This window comes from Acuticoccus mangrovi (assembly GCF_016411865.1).
In the GTDB taxonomy this organism is placed as follows: domain Bacteria; phylum Pseudomonadota; class Alphaproteobacteria; order Rhizobiales; family Amorphaceae; genus Acuticoccus; species Acuticoccus mangrovi.
The window spans coordinates 161,478-179,087 of the sequence record NZ_JAEKJA010000005.1; the positions used below are offsets into that span (position 1 = coordinate 161,478).

Annotated in this window: 21 protein-coding genes and 1 other RNA gene; 13 read left to right on the plus strand and 9 right to left on the minus strand. The window is 67.7% G+C overall.

Going from position 1 to position 17,610, the window contains the following annotated elements; translation table 11 throughout:
* Positions 1-24 precede the first annotated feature (24 nt).
* The 3 genes from groL to JCR33_RS07435 form a co-directional block, all read right to left on the minus strand.
* Positions 25-1,668 carry a chaperonin GroEL gene (groL, locus tag JCR33_RS07425; RefSeq protein ID WP_198881399.1) on the minus strand — a complete coding sequence of 548 codons (1,644 nt, stop codon included), beginning with the start codon at positions 1,666-1,668 and terminating at the stop codon, positions 25-27.
* A 45-nt stretch (positions 1,669-1,713) separates the two neighbouring features.
* Positions 1,714-2,019, minus strand: coding sequence for a co-chaperone GroES (groES, locus tag JCR33_RS07430; protein ID WP_198881400.1), 306 nt, complete (start codon positions 2,017-2,019; stop codon positions 1,714-1,716).
* 173 nt (positions 2,020-2,192) lie between these two features.
* Positions 2,193-2,927 carry a sulfotransferase family 2 domain-containing protein gene (locus tag JCR33_RS07435; RefSeq protein ID WP_198881401.1) on the minus strand — a complete coding sequence of 245 codons (735 nt, stop codon included), beginning with the start codon at positions 2,925-2,927 and terminating at the stop codon, positions 2,193-2,195.
* Positions 2,928-3,201: 274 nt separating this feature from the next.
* On the opposite strand from JCR33_RS07435, the gene JCR33_RS07440 reads away from it, so the two are divergent.
* The 3 genes from JCR33_RS07440 (at position 3,202) to JCR33_RS07450 (ending at position 6,460) form a co-directional block, all read left to right on the plus strand.
* Positions 3,202-3,690, plus strand: a complete 489-nt coding sequence (locus JCR33_RS07440) for a hypothetical protein (RefSeq protein WP_198881402.1) — start codon at positions 3,202-3,204, stop codon at positions 3,688-3,690.
* Positions 3,691-3,711: 21 nt separating this feature from the next.
* Positions 3,712-5,280 (plus strand): GMC family oxidoreductase, encoded by a 1,569-nt coding sequence (locus tag JCR33_RS07445; RefSeq protein ID WP_198881403.1) that lies wholly within the window; start codon positions 3,712-3,714, stop codon positions 5,278-5,280.
* Positions 5,281-5,539: 259 nt separating this feature from the next.
* Positions 5,540-6,460 carry a sensor domain-containing diguanylate cyclase gene (locus JCR33_RS07450; protein WP_198881404.1) on the plus strand — a complete coding sequence of 307 codons (921 nt, stop codon included), beginning with the start codon at positions 5,540-5,542 and terminating at the stop codon, positions 6,458-6,460.
* A gap of 43 nt (positions 6,461-6,503) precedes the next feature.
* Here the strand turns inward: JCR33_RS07450 and JCR33_RS24865 are convergent, their stop codons facing one another.
* The 5 genes from JCR33_RS24865 to JCR33_RS07475 all read right to left on the minus strand — a co-directional run bounded on the left by JCR33_RS24865 (position 6,504) and on the right by JCR33_RS07475 (position 9,233).
* On the minus strand, positions 6,504-6,743 hold the full coding sequence (locus JCR33_RS24865; protein ID WP_198881405.1) for a DUF1413 domain-containing protein: 240 nt from the start codon (positions 6,741-6,743) through the stop codon (positions 6,504-6,506).
* A gap of 7 nt (positions 6,744-6,750) precedes the next feature.
* A complete protein-coding gene (locus JCR33_RS07460; RefSeq protein ID WP_332461135.1) occupies positions 6,751-7,617 on the minus strand; it encodes an MBL fold metallo-hydrolase in 867 nt (288 codons plus the stop codon).
* 116 nt (positions 7,618-7,733) lie between these two features.
* Positions 7,734-8,198 carry a methylglyoxal synthase gene (locus JCR33_RS07465; protein ID WP_211110137.1) on the minus strand — a complete coding sequence of 155 codons (465 nt, stop codon included), beginning with the start codon at positions 8,196-8,198 and terminating at the stop codon, positions 7,734-7,736.
* 1 nt (position 8,199) lies between these two features.
* Positions 8,200-8,736 carry an SspB family protein gene (locus JCR33_RS07470; RefSeq protein ID WP_198881406.1) on the minus strand — a complete coding sequence of 179 codons (537 nt, stop codon included), beginning with the start codon at positions 8,734-8,736 and terminating at the stop codon, positions 8,200-8,202.
* A gap of 164 nt (positions 8,737-8,900) precedes the next feature.
* Entirely contained in the window at positions 8,901-9,233 is a 333-nt protein-coding gene (locus JCR33_RS07475; RefSeq protein WP_198881407.1) for an antibiotic biosynthesis monooxygenase family protein, read from the minus strand.
* 85 nt (positions 9,234-9,318) lie between these two features.
* On the opposite strand from JCR33_RS07475, the gene JCR33_RS07480 reads away from it, so the two are divergent.
* The gene (locus tag JCR33_RS07480; RefSeq protein WP_198881408.1) at positions 9,319-9,873 is read left to right on the plus strand and encodes a MarR family winged helix-turn-helix transcriptional regulator; all 555 of its coding nucleotides are present in this window, start codon (positions 9,319-9,321) and stop codon (positions 9,871-9,873) included.
* Here the strand turns inward: JCR33_RS07480 and ssrA are convergent.
* Positions 9,873-10,228: a transfer-messenger RNA gene (ssrA, locus tag JCR33_RS07485) on the minus strand. The genes JCR33_RS07480 and ssrA overlap by 1 nt on opposite strands.
* Positions 10,229-10,572: 344 nt before the next feature.
* Here ssrA and JCR33_RS07495 point away from each other — a divergent pair.
* From JCR33_RS07495 to JCR33_RS07535, 9 genes are all read left to right on the plus strand, one after another.
* Entirely contained in the window at positions 10,573-11,364 is a 792-nt protein-coding gene (locus JCR33_RS07495; RefSeq protein WP_198881410.1) for a thymidylate synthase, read from the plus strand.
* Between the two features lie 7 nt (positions 11,365-11,371).
* Positions 11,372-11,857, plus strand: a complete 486-nt coding sequence (locus JCR33_RS07500) for a dihydrofolate reductase (RefSeq protein ID WP_198881411.1) — start codon at positions 11,372-11,374, stop codon at positions 11,855-11,857.
* Between the two features lie 137 nt (positions 11,858-11,994).
* A complete protein-coding gene (gene hflK / locus JCR33_RS07505) occupies positions 11,995-13,188 on the plus strand; it encodes an FtsH protease activity modulator HflK (protein ID WP_198881412.1) in 1,194 nt (397 codons plus the stop codon).
* Entirely contained in the window at positions 13,188-14,537 is a 1,350-nt protein-coding gene (hflC, locus tag JCR33_RS07510; protein ID WP_198881413.1) for a protease modulator HflC, read from the plus strand. Before hflK ends, hflC begins: the two co-directional genes overlap by 1 nt.
* Positions 14,534-14,722, plus strand: coding sequence for a DUF2065 domain-containing protein (locus JCR33_RS07515; protein ID WP_198881414.1), 189 nt, complete (start codon positions 14,534-14,536; stop codon positions 14,720-14,722). Before hflC ends, JCR33_RS07515 begins: the two co-directional genes overlap by 4 nt.
* A gap of 23 nt (positions 14,723-14,745) precedes the next feature.
* A complete protein-coding gene (locus JCR33_RS07520) occupies positions 14,746-16,230 on the plus strand; it encodes a Do family serine endopeptidase (RefSeq protein WP_198881415.1) in 1,485 nt (494 codons plus the stop codon).
* Positions 16,231-16,293: 63 nt separating this feature from the next.
* Complete coding sequence (locus tag JCR33_RS07525; RefSeq protein WP_198881416.1) at positions 16,294-16,761, plus strand: hypothetical protein; 468 nt, start codon at positions 16,294-16,296, stop codon at positions 16,759-16,761.
* Positions 16,758-17,222 carry a secondary thiamine-phosphate synthase enzyme YjbQ gene (locus tag JCR33_RS07530; protein ID WP_332461136.1) on the plus strand — a complete coding sequence of 155 codons (465 nt, stop codon included), beginning with the start codon at positions 16,758-16,760 and terminating at the stop codon, positions 17,220-17,222. Before JCR33_RS07525 ends, JCR33_RS07530 begins: the two co-directional genes overlap by 4 nt.
* Positions 17,223-17,362: 140 nt before the next feature.
* Positions 17,363-17,590 carry a hypothetical protein gene (locus JCR33_RS07535; RefSeq protein WP_198881417.1) on the plus strand — a complete coding sequence of 76 codons (228 nt, stop codon included), beginning with the start codon at positions 17,363-17,365 and terminating at the stop codon, positions 17,588-17,590.
* Positions 17,591-17,610: the final 20 nt, after the last annotated feature.

Sequence of the window (17,610 nt, forward strand, 5' to 3'; positions counted from 1 at the left end):
GTTCGTCCGGAGCTCGGGCGGGACTTAGAAGTCCATGCCGCCCATGCCGCCCATGCCACCGCCGGGCATCGCGGGGGCCGCGTCCTTCTTCGGCAGCTCGGCCACCATCGCCTCGGTGGTGACGAGGAGCGAAGCGATCGAGGCGGCGTCCTGGAGAGCGTGGCGCACGACCTTGGTCGGGTCGATGATGCCCTTCTCGATCAGGTTGCCGTAGACTTCGCTCTGCGCGTCGAAGCCGAAGTCGGGGGTGGCGTTCTCGAGGATCTTGCCGACCACGATCGAGCCTTCGACACCGGCGTTCGAGGAGATCTGACGCACCGGAGCCTCGAGGGCGCGCAGCACGGTCTTGATGCCGGCGGCGACGTCGGGGTTCTCGGAGTTGAGCTTCTCCACGGCCGCCTTGGCGCGCAGGAGGGCCACACCGCCGCCCGGGACGATGCCTTCCTCGACGGCCGCGCGGGTCGCGTTGAGGGCGTCGTCGACGCGGTCCTTCTTCTCCTTCACCTCGACTTCGGTCGCGCCGCCGACGCGGATCACCGCGACGCCGCCCGCGAGCTTCGCCAGGCGCTCCTGGAGCTTTTCCTTGTCGTAGTCGGAGGTGGTCTCTTCGATCTGCTGCTTGATCTGCGCGACGCGACCCTTGATGTCCTCGGCCTCACCGGCGCCGTCGACGATGGTGGTCTCGTCCTTGTTGATCGTGACCTTCTTGGCGCGGCCGAGCATCTCGACGGTGACCGACTCGAGCTTGATGCCGAGGTCTTCGGACACGACCTGGCCGGCGGTCAGGATGGCGATGTCCTGCAGCATGGCCTTGCGGCGGTCGCCGAAGCCCGGCGCCTTCACGGCCGCGACCTTCAGGCCGCCACGGAGCTTGTTGACCACGAGCGTGGCGAGCGCCTCGCCTTCCACGTCCTCGGCGATGATGAGGAGCGGACGGCCGGACTGCACGACGGCTTCCAGGATCGGCAGCATCGCCTGCAGGTTGGAGAGCTTCTTCTCGAAGATGAGGATGTAGGGATCGTCGAGCTCGACGGTCATCTTCTCGGCGTTGGTCACGAAGTACGGCGAGATGTAGCCGCGGTCGAACTGCATGCCCTCGACGACTTCGAGCTCGGTCTCGAGCGACTTCGCCTCTTCGACGGTGATGACGCCCTCGTTGCCGACCTTCTGCATGGCGTGGGCGATCATGTCGCCGACTTCCTTGTCGCCATTGGCAGAGATGGTGCCGACCTGCGCCACCTCGTCGGAGGTGTTGATGGTGCGCGAGCGGGCGGTGAGGTCCTTGATGGCCTCGGCGACGGCCATGTCGATGCCGCGCTTCAGGTCCATCGGGTTCATGCCGGCGGCGACGGCCTTGGCGCCTTCGCGTACGATCGCCTGGGCGAGAACCGTGGCGGTGGTGGTGCCGTCGCCGGCGAGATCGTTGGTCTTCGAGGCGACCTCGCGGACCATCTGGGCGCCCATGTTCTCGAACTTGTCCTCAAGCTCGATTTCCTTGGCGACCGTCACGCCGTCCTTCGTGATGCGCGGGGCGCCGAAGGACTTCTCGATGACGACGTTGCGGCCCTTCGGGCCGAGCGTCACCTTCACGGCATTGGCGAGGATGTCGACGCCGCGCAGCATCTTGTCGCGCGCATCGGTCGAGAATTTGACTTCCTTAGCGGCCATGTTCGGCTCCTAAACTCGTGCTATTCTTATGGGACTGGGGCGAGATCAGGCGGAGACGGTCGCGGACTCGACCACACCCATGATGTCGCTCTCCTTCATGATGAGGAGATCCTCACCATCGAGCTTCACCTCGGTGCCCGACCACTTGCCGAACAGCACGCGATCACCAGCCTTGACGTCGAGCGGGGTGACGGCGCCCTGCTCGTTGCGCGCGCCCGGACCCACCGCGACGACTTCGCCTTCCTGCGGCTTTTCCTTGGCGGTATCGGGGATGATGATGCCACCGGCGGTCTTGGCCTCGGACTCGATACGACGCACGACAACGCGGTCATGCAGCGGACGGAATTTCATGTCTGCCCTCACGGATCATGGGATGCTGTTGGCACTCTCTCCGAGTGAGTGCCAACGGCTTGCCGGGCAGATAAGGGGGACGCGAAACAGTGTCAACAGAGAGCGGGGCGGCGCGGGCGGAAATTTTTGCCTCGGCGGCGACGCGCCTCGTCCGAAACGCTGGCCTGCGAGCCCTATGTGAGCTCGATCGGACGGCTCAGGGGCCATCCCATGGCACGAAACAGCTGCAGATCATAGCGATTCCAGTCCCTGAGGCGGCGAAGGGTGGCAGCCGACAGGCGACTGGGCGTTGCAGTTTGAAACGGTTCGTGCCCGTCGCCACCGACGAACACGTTGGCGCGGGGCAGGGTTTCGGCCACGAAGCCGCCGCGGCGGAGATAGGCTTCCACTTCGGCGACGTTGCCGACATGCAATTCGCCCGCGCGCACGCGTTGCCGTACGTCGCGCTCAACGCGGCCATAGTCGGCGTCGGTGGTGGTCGGGACGCCCGCGAGGATGCGGCAGAACGGGTTGCTCCACGCCGTCGTGAAGAAGGGGCGGCTCTCCATGATCTCGTCGGTGAGGGCGTCGGGGCTCGGCAGCTGCGCTTCGAAGATGGAGTGCATCGGGTGTCGGCGCTGCGTGTGGACGAAGTTGAAGAAGCTGCAAATCCGCTCGATCGGGTCGCGCACGGCGGCCACGCAGATGGCGGGGCGGTTCGCGAAGAACCTCAGAATCTTGACGGTGACGTGCCCCGACACGACGCGCACCTCGCTGCGCTCCGCTGGAGACATCACCGCGAGCCGCTCGACGATCTCGCGCTCGTGTCCGCGGACGGTCCGCTCGTCGCCGAAGGTGCGCAGCAGCGCGTTCCGGATGCTCGTTCCCGCGCACTTCGGAACGTGCAGATGCACCAGAACTTCGTCCATGACATCTCCAAACGAGCCTCTAAGTCATTGTGACTACAGGCAATCCGTCCGACAACTCGGGATTCATCAGTTCTGCCTATAACGATGGAAAGGTAATCCTATTTTCCTGATGCCCGCCGCGCCGGCATCATATTTCTTCTCCTGTCGGCCGGGTGGTGGGCCAGCTCCCCCGCATTCCCGCAGGCTCGACAATGCCCGGCCTGTAGCGGCCGGCTGCGCCTCGCCGAACTGGGGCGCAGCCGGCTTAACTGCGAGATAGAGGGACGAGGATCCTATGGCGATCGCCCACAAGGACCCGAAGCTGCCGCCACCCGAGCCGATACCGGAGGGGCCGGAGTGGATCGAGGAGCTCGGCCCCTTCGCCTCGGTCGGCGAGACGCTGGCGGTGCTCGCCCGCACCCTCTGCCCCCACGACAGTCTGCCCGAGCGCTGCTATCGGCGCGTGGTGAGAGCGCAGGACCGCATCGCCGCCGAGACCCAGGCGCTCGGCGTCACGGTGCGGGACTTCTGCGCCCTTCTCGACAGCCGGATGCCGCTCCCCTTCGCCGAACTCTCCGAAAGCTATCGCGTCAATATCCTGAAGACGCTGGAGAATGAGCCGGCCTTCATATTCTTGCAGCGCTCGACCGTGCGTTTCCTCTATGACGATGTCGAGGTGTGGGAGGCGTTCGGTTACGAGGGTGCCTCCGTCCACCTCGGCGGCTACATTCATCGCGGCTTCGACGATCTCGACTGGCTTCCCAACCCGCCCAGTGGCGACTGACCCTCTCACATCGGACGGATCATGACGGCACACTACCAGCTGGACGACGATGGCGTCGTCGTCATCATCGGCTCTGGCGCGGGGGGCGGCACGCTCGCCAACGAGCTCGCGCAGAAGGGCATCGACGTCGTTCTTCTCGAGGCCGGCCCGCACCTCACCGCCGACGACTTCGTCAACGACGAGTGGGGCGGCTACGAGATGCTGTCGTGGCTCGACAAGCGCACCTCGAGCGGCAACTGGCGGGTGGCCAAGGATCATCCGACGGCACCGAGCTGGAGCTGCAAGGTGGTGGGCGGCACCACCGTGCACTGGTCGGCCTGCTGCTACCGGCTGATCGAGGACGAGATGCGTGCCCGCACCGTCTACGGCGACGTCCCGGGGGCGAGCCTCATCGACTGGCCGATCACCCTCGCCGACCTCGAGCCCTACTACGACAAGGCCGAGGCGAAGATGGGCGTCACCCGCACCCACGGCCTGCCGGCACTGCCGCCCAACAACAACTTCAAGGTCATGTATGCCGGGGCCAAGGCGCTCGGCTACGACAGCGTGTCGACGGGCCGCCACGCCATCAACTCCGTCCCCTATGACGGGCGCCCCGCCACCATCGAAGACGGCTTCACGATCACCGGCGACAAGGTCGGCTCGCGCTGGTCGACGCTCAACGTGGAGATCCCGCGCGGGCTCGCGACGGGCAAGCTGGAGCTGCGCGCCGAATGCTGCGCCGTGCAGATCGAGCACGACGCGGCCGGTAAGGCTTCCGCCGTCGTCTACGTCGATGCCGGGGGAATGACGCGGCGGCAGAAGGCGCGGGCGGTGGTGCTCGCGGGCAACTGCGTGGAATCCTCCCGCCTGCTCCTCTATTCCACCAGCGCCCTGTTCCCCAACGGCCTCGCCAACGGCTGGGGCCATGTGGGCCGCCACTATCTGCGCCACATCATCCAGACGGTCTGGTCGATCTTCGACAAGCCGGTGAACATGCACCGGGGCGAGATCATGATCGGCATGCTCGACGAGTTCGCCCACCACGACCCCTCGCGGGGCTTCGCCGGCGGCTACTATGTGGAGCTCAATTCGATGGGGCTGCCGACGACGGCCGCCTTCCTCGATCCCGGCTGGTGGGGACGCGACTTCGCCTCGGTGATGGAGCAGTATGCCAACATGGCCGGCATCTTCATGTCGGGCGAGGACATGCCGCAGCCCGACAACCGCATCACCCTCACCGACGATGTCGACACCTACGGCGTGCCGGTGGCGAACATCCACTACGACGAGCACGACAACGACCTGAAGATGCGCAGCCACGGCTACAAGACGCTGAGCGGCATCCACAAGGCCGCCGGAGCGAAGCGGTCGATCGAGGCGCCGGCCTATCCGGCGTCCCACAATCTCGGCTCCAACCGCATGAGCGCGCGGGCCGAGGACGGGGTTCTCGACGGTCACGGCCGCGCTCACGAGGTGGCGAACCTCTTCGTGTGCGACGGCAGCCAGTTCGCGACCGGCGGGGCCTGCAACCCGACGCTCACCATCGTGGCGCTCGCGATCCGCCAGGCCGACTTCATCGCCAAGGAGATGGCCGGCGGCGCCCTATAGCGGCCGCCTTGCCTGAAGCTGCCCGGCGGCGTCCTCACCCCGCGTCGTAAACGGGCATCGGAGGCCCTGGCGGGCGACCGAGCGGAGCGCGCCGTCAGCCTCGGTAGGCCCAGCGGCGCTATGGGGGTCGCCGCCGCACCCGTTCTCCACGGACCGGTCGATTCATCCCCGCCAAACATCGAGGCGGGGATATCGAAGATGCCGATGCTGGAATATAGACGAACCGGGGTCCGCTACAGGGATTGGCTTTGGTTTCGATATGGCTGAAGAACCATTACACGAGTCCTCCTCGGCGCCGTCCGCGACGCTCCAGGGGATCTTCGCCGCGCTGCCGGTGGCCGTCAGCTGGGCGTTGATGCCGGGCGCGATCATCCAATTCACGAACCAGGCGTTTGAGAAGCTCTTCGGCTATCCGCACGGCTTCTTCGCCACGGGCGAGCACTTCATCGAGACCGTCTACGTTCACGAGGCCGAGCGCGCGCTGGTGCTCAGGCACTGGGAGGACTTCGCCCTGACGAAGGGCAAGGGCGTGACGGAGATTCCCGATCTCGAGTTCGAGATACGCCGCGCCGACGGTCAGATGCGCGTGGTGCGCCATCGCGGCGTGATCCTGCACGACATGAAGGTGGGCATCGCCATCTTCGAGGACATCACCGAGCAGAAGCGGCTTCACATCCTCCTCAACGAGCAGGCCTATCGCGATCCGCTGACGGGCCTCGCCAACCGCCGCAGGCTGGACGAGCGGTGGCAGGAGGAACTCGCCCGGCGCAATCGCGACATCGTCTTCCTCATGGTCGATCTGGACCGCTTCAAGCAGATCAACGACACCTACGGCCACGCTGCCGGCGATGTGGTGCTGAACACCATCGGCGGCCGGTTGAAGGACGAGGTGAGAGGCAGCGATCTCGTCTGCCGGCTGGGTGGCGACGAGTTCGGCATCCTCTTGCCGGCGCCCGAGACACTCGGCGATGTGGATGCGCTGTGCGACCGCCTCATCGCGTCGCTGCACCTGCCGATCACCATCGAGGATGGCACCAGCGTCCAAGTCGGCGCCAGCATCGGCGCGTGCCTCTACCCGGCGGCGGCTGCGGATTTCCGCGAGCTCCTGCTTCGCGCGGACGAGGCGCTCTACCAGATCAAGAGCAGGGGGCGTGGCCGCTGGAAATGGTACGAGCCCTGACGCCATCCGTCGCGGCCCGCCGTCCCTCGGCTGTCACATCGCCTCAGCGGCCGCGCCAGCGATAGATCCGGCCGCCGGCGCGCTTGCGGCCGGTGTCCTCCACGCCCGGCAGGCGTCCCGCGCGCACCATCGTCAGGAAGTCGCGGCCGAGCCGCACCTTGTCGCCCACATAGAGGTCGTCCCAGCCCGCGCCGTAGATCTCGGGGAAGTGGAACTCGCCGGGCGGGCGTTCCGCGAGGCGTCGGACAAGGCGGCCGACGGCGTGATCGTCGAGGCGCTTCACCGGACTGTCAGAAGCCGATCTCGCGGCTGAGGACGAGAAGCGTCCGCTCGCGTGGCAGAGTGTTGAGCGAGACGCGGTAGACTTGCTCTGGGTGCATCGCGATGGTGAGGCCGTCCTCGCGCATTCCGGCGATGAACTGGGAGAGCGTATAGTCGCCGAACCAGTGCATCGGGATGACGACCTGGGTGCGCAGCCGCTCCACCACCGTCATCATCGCCGCCTGGTTCATGGTGTAGGTGCCGTCGATGGGCACGAACATGATGTCGAGCCGGCCGATCTCGGCGATCTGGGCGTCGCTCAGCATCTGATGCAGGTGGCCGAGATGGCCGAGGCAGAGGCCGGCGATCTCGAAGATGAAGATGGAGTTGCCGGACTCCTCCACCCCACGATAGCTGCGGATGTCGGTCGGCACGTTGCGGATCAGCACCTCGCCCACCTCGAGGAAGTGCTCGGCCCGCCCCCCTTCCGGATTCCAGCCCCGCAGCACGTAGCGGATCTCGGGATCGGGGAAGGGCGTGTAGTGGCTCGAATGGGCGTGGTTCATGGTGACGACGTCGGGCAGCGGGCCGTTCCCGGCGATGCCGTTGAAGTCGGTGGCGATCACCGTCCGGTCGGGGGCGGTGATGCGGAAGGTGGAGTGGCCGACGTAGGAGATCTCCACCGTGTAGGCGTCGGCGGCGCTTCCGGTGGCGACGCGGATGAAGCGCGCGTCGGGCGACAGACGCTGCGCGATCGCCTGGCAGTTGGAGACCATCTGAGCCGCGGCGGGCGAGGCGAGCGTGCCGGCGAAGGCCGCGAGGGCGAGGACGGCGAGGGTTCGCCGCCCGAGACGGGCGGCCCAGCCGCCCATGCAATTGCGAAGGGGGATCGTCACGCGCGCCTCCTTGGATCGCAGTCACCGTCCGACAAGGATAGCAACGGCGGCTCGCGTGTCGTCTCACAAAGCGCGGAGGGACGCTTTGTCTCAGCCGAGGCCGATGGGCGTGCCTCTCAGGCGAGGCCCTTGCGGGCGTCGATCCGCTGGGTGACGGCGGGCAGCGCCGGCGGCGCGTGGGGGCGGGGATAGGGCCGCGCCATCAGCTCGGAACGCAGGATGAAGTCGGCCGTCGCCTCGTTGAGCGCGATCACCGTCTGCGAGATGGCGGCGACGCGCACCAGCGGCGCCGGATCGAGGTCGTGCGGCTTGGGCGTCAGCGGGTCGGTGAACAGGATCAGAAGGTCGATGCGCCCTTCGGCGATCATCGCCCCGAGCTCCATGTCGCCGCCGAGGGCGCCGGAGCGCAGGCAGTCCGCCTTGAGATTGGTCTGGGCGAGCAGCAGCCGGCCGGTGTTGCCGGTGGCGGTCAGCCGGTGCGCGGTCAGGGCACGCTCGTTGGCGAAGGCCCAGGCGGCGAGGGTCGGCTTGGCGGCGTCGTGCGCGGAGAGGGCGATCCGCTTCTGCCCGTCCATACCCATCTCAGGTCTTCTTGCGGAACGCGTCGAGGGAGACGACTTCCGCGCCTTCGGCCGGCGTTGCGGCGGGCGCCTCGCCGGCGTCGTCCTGTTCGCCTTTCGGCTGGGTGGAGAGGGCGGGGACGCTCGCCGGCGCATCCTCGCTGGGCTCGGCCTTCGTCTCGCCCTCTTCGCCCTCACCGGTGGCGGCCGGGTCGAACTGCAGGCCGAACTGGACGCTCGGGTCGAAGAAGCCCTTCACCGCCGCGAAGGGCACGAGCAGCCGCTCCGGCACGCCGCCGAAGGAAAGGCCCACCTCGAAGCCGTGATCGGACACCGCGAGGTCCCAGAACTGATGCTGGAGGACGATGGTCATCTCCTCCGGATGCTGCTGGCGGAGCCGGGACGACATCCGCACCCCTGGCGCCGATGTGTCGAACGCGATGTAGAAATGGTGCTCGCCGGGCAAACCCCCGTCGGCCACCTCGCGCATCACCTTGCGCACAACGCCACGCAATGCATCCTGAACAAGGACGTCATAACGGATGAGATCGTCAGCCACGACCACGCCTCCTCTGGTGCGCGTTACGTAGCGCAAGCCTTCCGCCAATCCAACGGGGGAGCGAGCGTGTTGGATCCCGATCCCGCATTGTGTGGCGACTTCGCTTCATCGCACAAGCAATCCCTGTGCCGCACCGGCGGGGCGGACGGAGGGGGCGGGACGCGTCAGCGCGGCGCCGCGTCGGTGAAGCGGGTGCGGTAGAGGGCGGGGGTAAATCTCAGGCCCTCTGCGGGTCGGAAGACGCCTGCGGCCTGCATTTTCTCCATCGCCGCCCGGAAGCAGCCGGTCGATTGCCAGCGTGCCACGTTGACGAGGCTGAAGCGAGCGTCGGCGCCGAGCGCTTCATGTAGCTCCGTACTGATATAACCGGGCTGTTCGACAAGAAAGTCGCGGGCGGCGTGCCAGGCGTCCACGGTTTCGGCGAGGCGGCCGTCGGGCACCTCGAACACGTTGATGAGGGTGACGGGTCCGTCGGCGGTGGATGGAACGGGTGACATGGTGCGCTATCTCCGTTAGAGGATAGCAAGCTATATAAATTTACATAGCATGCTATTCAATGGGATTGCGATGGATTCCGACGGGATGGATTTCGAGAAGGAGAGGTCGGCCGGCTATCTGGCGAACCACATGGCGCGCCTGCTCGCGCGCGGGCTCGGCGACCGGATCCGGCCCTATGGGCTCGTCATCGGGCAGTTTCCCATTCTCTTGGAGCTTTGGGCGGAGGACGGGCTGACCCAGGCCGCCCTCGTGGAGCGGCTCGACGTGGAGCAGGCGACCATCGCCAACACCTTGTCGCGCATGGAGCGGGATGGGCTGGTGCGGCGCGTGCCCCATCCGCACGACCGAAGGGCGCGCTGTGTGGTGCTGACCGACCGGGCGAAGGCGCTGGAGGGCCCGGCGACGGCCGCGGCCAGCGCGCAGAATGCGGCGGCGCTCACCGGCTTCAGCGAGGCGGAGCGGGCGACGTTCCTGTCCCTCATGGCGCGTGCGATCGCCAACATGCGCAGTCCCGACAACGCGCGAGACGAAAGCGAGGAGCCAGATCGGGAGGGCGCGCGAGCCGAAGGCGAGGCGCGCGGCCAGGACAAGGCGCGAGACGAAGGCGGGACGCGTGATGAGGGTGGGGAGGAAGGGTAAGCGAAGGCTTCTGTTGCCAGGTGCCTCCAAACCCCGCCTCCTACTTGCGGTAGGAGGACTTAAATTGAGGTGTCACACCGCATTACGCAGCGAGACGGGCCTCGGCATAGTTGTCATTCGCAACTACAAGTTTGGTCCGATAACGGTGGTACCATACCGAGCGAAAGAAGAGCCTTTACACCCTCGTCGATCCTGGTTCGCCCCCGCCGAAACGGCCCGCTCCGCGGGTCGCTTGGGTGGAGGCGCCGGGTACTGCCCCCGGGTCCGAAGAGCTTATTACGCAATCCGTTTATCGCCATAGTCGACCGTCGCCGACGGGGTGAATATAGGGGCAAAGAGCGCCGAGGAGAAGGGGGAGAGGTCGCCCGATGGGGCGAGAAAAGTGAGGATTTGATTCGTTCTCCAGTTCCGCGACGGCCTACGATCGCCTACGCCAGAAAGGAACGGGGAGTTGGTCATAGGGTACCGCACCGTCGTTGTTGCCCTCGTCTTCAGCCTCGTCGCGATAGAGGCGGCAGAGGCGGCGCGATGTACGGACTATGCCAGCTGTCGTCAGGCGGTGGTCGCGTGGTGCCGGGGGGCCCACCCGAGGGCCGACGGCGACGGGGACGGCATCCCCTGTGAGAATGTGTGCCGATCGCGGGCGCAGGTCGTCGCCATCATGCGCGAGATCGGCTGCAACCGTTAGCCGGAGGGACGATGCGCGCCTATCACGAGCTTCTCCAACGCATCCTCGACGAGGGTGTGCGTCAGGCCGATCGCACCGGCGTCGGGACGCTATCGGTGTTCGGCCATCAGACGCGCTATCGCCTGTCCGAGGGGCTGCCCGTCGTCACCACCAAGCGCGTCCATCTGAAGTCGGTGATCGCCGAGCTGTTGTGGTTCGTCGCCGGCGAGACCAACGCCCGCGCCCTCAACGCCCGCGGCGCCACCATCTGGGACGAGTGGGCCGACGCCGACGGCGAGCTCGGCCCGATCTACGGCCGCCAGTGGCGCGCCTGGCCGACGGCGAGCGGTCCCGTCGATCAGCTCGCCCGGGTGGTGGAGGCGATCCGCAGCGATCCCGCCTCGCGGCGCCACATCGTCTCGGCCTGGAACCTGGGCGATCTCGACAAGATGGCGCTGCCGCCGTGCCACCTCCTCTTCCAGTTCCACGTCGCGGCGGGCCGGCTCTCGTGCCAGGTCTATCAGCGCTCCGCCGACGCGTTTCTGGGGGTGCCGTTCAACATCGCCTCCTACGCGATCCTCACCCACATGGTGGCTCACGCGACGGACCTCGCGGTGGGCGATCTCGTCCACACCCTCGGCGACGCGCACCTTTATCTCAACCACCTCGATCAAGCGCGGCTCCAGCTCACGCGCGCGCCGCGTCCGCTGCCGCGGCTCGACCTGTCGGCGGCGCCGCGCGATCTCTTCGCGATCACCGCCGACCACCTGCGCGTCGAGGGCTACGACCCGCATCCGACCATCAAGGCTCCCGTTGCCGTCTGAGAAGGGAATGCCGATCGCGCTCATCGTCGCGGCGGCCGAAAACGGCGTGATCGGGCAGGGCGGGGCGCTGCCCTGGCGCTTGCCGTCGGACCTTGCCCACTTCAAGCGCCTCACCCTCGGCAACACCATCGTCGTCGGCCGCCGGACGCACGAATCCATCGGCAAGGCGCTGCCGGGACGGCGCACCATCGTCGTCTCGCGCGGCGCGGTCGCCGACATGGAGGTGGCGCCGAGCCTCGCGGCGGCCGTGGCGCGCGCCGAAACGCCGGTGTTCCTCGCCGGCGGCGCCGGCATCTATGACGAGGGGATGGGGATCGCCGACACCATCCATCTCACCCGCGTCCACGCCGCGCCCGAGGGGGACGTGACGTTTCCACCCATCGACCCCACCGTCTTCGCGCTGCAGTCTCGCGAGCCCGGTACGCAAGGCCCGAGGGACGATCATCCCTTCAGCTTCGAGACTTATGTCCGGATCGGAACGGCGGTTGATTGAAAGGCGCGACGGCCCCAGCCTATAAGTGTGCCCGCATGGCGCGTTTCGCCGCGTTTGCGCGTGGACCGGGAATGGTTATGTCGCGGTCACCGGTCCGTCGGCCGGATAGAAATCTTGATTTGGGTAAGGGGAGCGGGATGCCCTGGAACAACCAGTCGGGCGGCAAAGGGGGCGGACCCTGGGGTGGCGGTGACGGCCCTTGGGGTGGTGGACCCAATCGTCCGAACCCTTGGGGGAACGGCGGCCCGCAGCGCGGCGGCGGGGGCAACGACCCCAACAACCCGCCCGACCTCGAAGAGCTTCTGCGCCGCAGCCAGGACAAGCTGAAGCGCGTCTTTCCCCGCCGTGGCGGCGGGGGTGGGGGCGGTGGCGGCGGTCCCTCGCTCGGCACCCTCGGCGGGCGCGGCATCGCGCTCGCCCTCATCGCGGTGGTGATCATCTACGGCCTCACCGGCTTCTACCGCGTCGGCCCGGGCGAGCTCGGCGTGGAGCTGGTGCTCGGACGCTACCAGGGCACCACCCAGCCGGGCCTCAACTACAACTGGCCCTATCCGATCGGCGAGGTCTACACCCCCGACGTGCTGCGCATCCGCGAGGTGAATATCGGCAGCCGCGGCAGCGGCCGGGGCAACGACGTGCCCGAGGAGAGCCTGATGCTCACCGGTGACGAGAACATCGTCGACGTGGACTTCAAGGTGCAGTGGCGCATCTCCGACCCGGCCAACTTCCTGTTCAACGTGGAAGACCCCGAAGGCACCGTGAAGCAGGTGGCCGAGAGCGCGATGCGCGAGGTGGTGGGCCGCAAGAACATCCAGCCGATCCTCACCCAGGAGCGCCAGCAGATCGAGCAGGACGTGCAGGCGTTGATGCAGACGACGCTCAACAACTACGGCGCAGGCGTGGAGGTGAGCCAGGTGCAGATGCAGAAGGTGGACCCGCCCGAGCAGGTCATCGACGCCTTCCGCGACGTGCAGGCCGCCCGCGCCGACCAGGAGCGCTTCCAGAACGAGGCCGACGCCTACGCCAACCGCGTGGTGCCGGAGGCCCGCGGTGAGGCGGCGCAGATCGTGGAGCGCGCCACCGCCTACCGCGACCAGGTGGTGGCCGAGGCGACCGGTCAGGCCGACCGCTTCCTCTCCGTCTATGAAGAGTATCGCAAGGCGCCCGAAGTGACGCGCCAGCGCATCTATCTCGAAACGCTGGAGCGCGTGTTCGCCGACACCGACAAGGTCATCATCGACCAGTCGGCCGGCAGCGGCGTGATCCCCTACCTTCCCCTCGACCGCCTCGCTCGACCGGCGCCGCAGTCCTCGACCCAGGGAGCCCGCTGATGCGCGCCGGCCTCATCGGTATCTTGATCGTCATCGCCGTCGTCGTGGTGGTGGCGCTCAACTCGCTCTTCGTCACCACGCCGACGCAGCAGGCGCTCGTCCTTCAGTTCGGCGAGGTGCGCCAGGCGATTCGGCAGCCGGGGCTCAACGTCAAGATCCCGCTGATCCAGGACGTGCTCTTCCTCGACAAGCGGATTCTCGATCTCAACGTGCCGACGCAGGAGATCATCGCCGCCGACCAGAAGCGTCTCGTGGTTGACGCCTTCATGCGCTACCGCGTCGCCAATCCGGTGCGCTTCTACCAGACGGTGAACAACGTCCGCGAAGGTGCCGCGCGCCTGTCCACCTTCGTGCAGGCCTCGCTGCGTGCCGTTCTCGCCGACGCGACCTTCCAGGCCATCGTGCGCGACGATCGCCAGGCGCTGACCCAGCGCATCGCCGAGGACGTCGCCCGCCGGGCGCAGGACATCGGCGTCGAGATCGTCGACGTGCGGATCCGCCGCGCCGACCTGCCGGAGGCGAACTCGGAGGCGATCTATCGCCGCATGCGCACCGAGCGCGAGCAGGAGGCGACGGAGATCCGCGCCCGCGGTCGCGAGGCGGCGGCGCGTGTCGAGGCGGCGGCCGACCGCACCGCGACGGTGCTGCGCGCCGAGGCCGATCGCGAGGCCGAGCAGATCCGCGGTGAGGGCGACGCGCGCAAGAACGCCATCTTCGCCCGCGCCTACACGGTCGATCCGCAATTCTTCGCCTTCTATCGGGCGATGCAGGCCTACGAGACCGGCCTCAAGGCGAGCGACACGCGGCTGATCCTGTCGCCGGACGCGGACTTCTTCCGCTACTTCAACGATCCGCTCGGCCGGACCGCCGAGTTGCCGCCGGCGGAGGTGGCCGAGGCGCCGCAGCCGAACCAGGGGCCGTTGCCCGACATTGCCGCCGAGGTGCCGCCGGCGCTCGACCGCAACGCCGACACCAAGGATCTGCTGCCCGAGATCGCGCCGGTTCCGGGGGCCGAGGAGGACGTCCCGTCGATGTCCGACACGAGCGCCGACATCGACGCGGAGGAGGACGCGGCGCTCGACGAGGAGGCGGCCGTCGATGCCGGCGAGCCCTCGCCGGCGGTGGCGAGCGAAGCGGAGGCGGCGCGCCTCGAGGCCGAGGAGGCGGAGGAGTCCGCCGCGCAGGAGACGGGCGAGTCCGCTGCCGCGACGGACGCGGCGCCGGCTTCGGAGGAGGTCTCTCCAGCCTCGCCCGACGCCGCTTCCGCCGGCACGCCCGCCGAGACCTCCGCCGATACGGAGGCCGCCCCGGCGTCGACCGATGAGCGGCCCGTCGAACCGGCGCAGTGAGCGATCTGCTCGTCGCCATCGGGCTGGTGCTTGCTCTGGAGGGAGCGCTTTATGCGCTGGCGCCGCAAGCTATGCGTGGCATGATGGCGCGGCTTGTGACGACCCCTCCCGACACCCTGCGCGCGGCAGGCCTTGCCGCGACCGTCGTGGGTGTCGGGTTGGTGTGGCTGGTGCGAGCCGTGTGACACGGCCGCCGGGGAGGTAGCTGATGACCGCAATATCCCGTCATGTCCGTGCCGCGTTGGCGGGTGCGGCTCTCGTTGTTCTACCGCTGGCGCCGATCGGGGTCGGCGCGGCCGTCGCCCAGGAGGTGGGCCCGCGCTCCGTCGCCGACCTCGCCGAGGGGCTGCTCGGCTCCGTGGTCAACATTTCGACCTCGCAGCGGGTGGACGCGGAGCGCTCGGTGCCGATGCCCGACACGCCCGACGAGGACACCCCCTTTCAGGAATTCTTCGACGAGTTCTTCGACCAGGACGACGCGGTGCCCGATCCGCGCCGGGTGCAGAGCCTCGGCTCGGGCTTCGTGATCTCGGCCGACGGCGTCGTCGTCACCAACAACCACGTCGTCAAGGACGCCGACGAGGTGGTGGTGAACTTCGCCGACGGCAGCAAGCTCGAGGCGAAGATCCTCGGCGTCGATCCGAAGACCGACCTCGCCGTGCTCAAGGTGGATCCGCCCAAGCCGCTGAAGCCGCTGGAGTTCGCCGCTTCGGAGGACCTGCGGGTCGGCGACTGGGTGATGGCGATCGGCAATCCCTTCGGCCTCGGCGGCACGGTGACCGTCGGCATCATCTCGGCCCGCAACCGCAACCTGCAGTCGGGCCCCTACGACGACTTCATCCAGACCGATGCGGCCATCAACCGGGGCAACTCCGGCGGCCCGCTGTTCGACATGAACGGCCACGTGATCGGCATCAACACGGCGATCATCTCGCCGAGCGGCGGTTCCATCGGCATCGGCTTCGCGATTCCGTCGGAGATCGCGGTGTCGGTCATCACCCAGCTCCAGCAATATGGCGAGACTCGCCGCGGCTGGATGGGCGTGCGAATCCAGAGCGTGTCGGACGAGATCGCCGAGAGCCTCGGCATGGCGGCGCCGAAGGGCGCGCTGATCGCCGGCGTGACGGCCGAGGGACCGGCGGAGAAGGCGGGCATCCAGGCCGGCGACGTGGTGACCCGGTTCGACGGGCGGGACGTCAACGAGATGCGCGACCTCCCCCGCATCGTCGCCGAGACCACCATCGGCAAGACCGTGCCGGTGACGGTGATGCGCGACGGCAACGAGGTCGAGATCGCTGTGGAGATCGGCCAGCTCGAGGAGAGCGAGGCGCGGGCGACCCCGGTGGAGGAGGCGACGCCGGAGCCCGCTCCCGCCACCCCGGCGCCGGAGAAGACCAGCGTTCTCGGCATGATCCTCTCGCCGCTCACCGACGAGCAGCGCCAGGTGTTCGAGATCGCCGACGACATCGACGGCGTGCTGGTGCTGGAGGTCGAGGACGATAGCCGCGCGGCGGAGAAGCGGGTGACCGCGGGTGACGTGATCCTGGAGGTCGGGCAGCGCCAGGTGAGCGCGCCCGAGGACGTGCTGGAGCGTCTCGACAAGCTGCGCGAGGATGGCCGCAACACGGCGATCCTGACGCTCTCCAACAAGGCGGGCCAGCTCCGCTTCACGGCGCTGCGGCTCGACAAATAGGGAACCGGCAGCGGTTTCGAGGCGTCTCGTCCTCGACGGGACAGGATCGAGGGGAGGATCGTGATGGCCAAGTCCATGGTGATCGCCGCGCTCATGCTGCCGCTGGCCGGGCCGGCGGTGGCGCAGACCTTCGACGGACGGTTTCAGATCGAGCCGGTCCACAACGGGGCGCTGCGGCTCGATCGCGACAGCGGCGCCATCGAGCTCTGCACCAGCGTGGAGGATGCGAAGGCGGATGGCTGGAGCTGCGAGGAGGTGGTCGCGCCGAACCTCGAGCCGGCCGACGCGAGCCGGGCGCTCGCGGCCGAGAACCGCCAGCTGAAGCGCCGGGTCGTGGCGCTGGAGCGGCGCCTCAAGACCATCGCGGCGCTCGCCACCGACGGGCTTCCGGCGAGCGAGAGGGCCGCCGAAACGACGTTCAGCGAGGACGCGCGCCGGGGGATCGACCAGGCCGTGGACGTCACCGGATACGCGCTGAAGCGCTTCTCCGATCTCTACCGCTCGCTCCAGGGAGACGAAGAGAGCCAGTGAACCTCCCCTCGATCGCCGTCGAGACCACGGGCGGGAGCGCGGTCACGCGGATCGTGCATGGCCGCATCCTGGTGCGCACGACGGGGCAGGGCTTCGTCGACCTCAGCGAGGCGTTTCGCCGTTTTCTTGCCGAGAACCGCGTCCAGCACGGGCTCGCGACGCTGTTCGTGACCCATACGACGTGCTCGCTGACGGTTCAGGAGAACGCCGACGACGACGTGCAGCTCGATCTTCTGACGAGTCTCGACAAGCTCGCGCCCGAAGCGGCGGACTATCGCCATCACCTCGAGGGCGCCGACGACATGCCTGGCCACATCAAGGCGATGCTGTCCGACACGTCGGTAACGGTGCCGGTGGCCGACGGGCGTGCCCAGCTCGGCATCTGGCAGGCGATCTATCTGATCGAGCACCGCGCGCGCGGGCGGGAGCGGACGGTGGCGCTCACCTTCATCGGCACCTGATCCGCCCGCACCCGGTTCGTCGGTACCTGGTTCGCCGGTAGCGGTAAGACGTTGGCCGTCCGCCTCAACCATGGCGGAAAAACGGTTTTTGACCCAATCAAAGCGTGCTACCCTGTGGTTGTGTCGGTAGTGTTTAATCTATGTATGATTGGAAGTGGGCCATGCATGGATCGGCCACGGATTTGGCGATGGATCAGGAGACCTCGGCGTTGAGGGACGATACGCCCGGCGACGCTGCGATCGATGTCGCGCTCGCCGTCGATCGCGAGCTCGAGGCCGCGATCGAATACAAGATCGCCATATGCGGGTTGGGCGGTGTCGAAACCATCCTCGATTTCGTCAACTCGGCGATCCGCCGCCGCATGTAGCGCGCCGGCCCTCCGGTGTC